Origin of the sequence: Campylobacter sp. JH32 (genome assembly GCF_017846535.1) — a bacterium.
GTDB classification, from domain to species: Bacteria; Campylobacterota; Campylobacteria; order Campylobacterales; family Campylobacteraceae; genus Campylobacter_D; species Campylobacter_D coli.
In genome coordinates, this window is record NZ_JAEQBS010000027.1 from 1 (window position 1) to 1,886 (window position 1,886).

Sequence of the window (1,886 nt, forward strand, 5' to 3'; positions counted from 1 at the left end):
AAACTTTATTTTACCCACTTTATGCTAAAATAAATCACATAAGCTTATAGCTATTAATCATCAACAAACCCAAAAGGATCATCAATGTCCCTTAATTCTTATATGAGTCTTGATATTTTAAATTCTACTTCAAATCCCCTACCCTTTAAAATCACTAAAGCCCTTATCAAAGAAAGTCTTGAAGAGCTTTTTTCTATAGAATGTGAAGGCTTTTTTGAAAGTTTAGAACAAGATTTATTTTCTTTAAATACTTTAACCAATGCTTCATCTCATCCAAGCACCCCTACAACTTTTAATTTTCATCCTAATGTTTTAATCGATCAAGAAGCTATTTTAAGTATCCATAATCCTTATGAGAATAATACCTTAAACTTTGATAACAATGAAGTAAAAAACTATAAGGGAATTATCACTTATATAAAATATCTAGGTATTAATCATGAAAGTGCTTTAAATATTAATGATAGCACTTCAAATACTAAGCAAATAAAATACAAGCATTTTTTTTCTTTTAAGCTTCAATCAGTCTTGATAAGACTTTCTTTAAATAAAGCCAATCGTATTTATACTCATACTAATATTATAGAAGTGATTAAACAAACCCTTGGTTTTTATCAAGATATCTTACATAAAGAAATTGATTATTCTAATATACATTTTAATTATGAAGAACAAGAACTCATCTCTCAATACAATGAAAGTGATTTAGACTTTATTACAAGATTAAGCCATAATAATGGAATCTTTTTTTATGAAGATGAGAACACTATTTATTTTTGTGATGTATATAAAAATGTAAAAAATAAAGAAATTGAGTATAATCCTAATGTTAATAATATTTTAAATCAAGCTTGTATTTCTTCTATTTATAAAGAGCAAAACTTAAGAACTAATTCTTTTACACATTCTAGTATTAATGCCAATACTCCTTTAAATCTTTTATCTTTACACTCTAGTAAAGTTCCTTATGAACAAGAACTTAATAACAAAGCTTATTATAATGAACATTTTTATGAGAGTGAATATTCTTTTACAAAAAGCATTGATTTAAAGACTAAGCCTTCTCTTAAAGAAAAAAGAGCCTTAGTATTAAATGAAAGCTTACTAGCAAAAAGTAATATTTATCATCTTAGCCTAGGAGATTTTATCACTTTAAATTATAAGGAGTTTAATCATCAAGAAGAAATAAAAAATCAAGATGAAGAAAAACAAGATAAAGCTTCTTTGCTTAAAGACTTTATTATTATTGCTAATACTCAAATCTTAATTGATGATGCCATCTTAGCTAATTCTATTAATACTAATGATCATTTAAATTTAAAAGATTTAAATTTAAGTAAATCTTATTCTAATACTTTAACTTTATTAAAAAAGAATATTATCTTTACTCCAAGTTTTAAAGCTAAACCTAAAGCTCCTAATAGCACTCAAGGTATTGTTATAGGAGAGAGTAAGGATATAGAAAGTGAGAGAAATACTATTTATACTGATGAGCATGGAAGGGTTAAGGTAAGGATTAATCTTTATGCCAATCAAGAAGAATTAGATAATAATACTTTTATTACAAATGATATAGATACAAATTCTTCTAATTTATCAAGCAATACTTACAAATCTTACCATCACACTCCTTTTTTAAGAGTCGCATCCAGTATAGCAAGCAATCATTCAGGTTTTTTTCATACTCCAAGAATAGGAGATGAAGTGATTATTTCTTTTTTAGATGATGATATAGATAAACCTTATGTGAGCTCTAGTTTGTATAATGGGACCAATCCAAGTTTAGTTAATCTTCCTTTTAATGATCATCAAACCTCCCTTTCTTCTAAAACCATAGGTGTTAATGAAGAAGGTTATAATGAACTTACCCTCTCAAATATAAAAGA

The 1,886-nt window shown here is 26.0% G+C and carries 1 protein-coding gene; it reads left to right on the forward strand.

What is annotated here, in order from left to right:
- Nucleotides 1–84: 84 nt before the first annotated feature.
- The coding region (locus KAR67_RS09320) for a contractile injection system protein, VgrG/Pvc8 family (RefSeq protein WP_225982079.1) at nucleotides 85–1,886 on the forward strand (1,802 nt) is incomplete at its 3' end.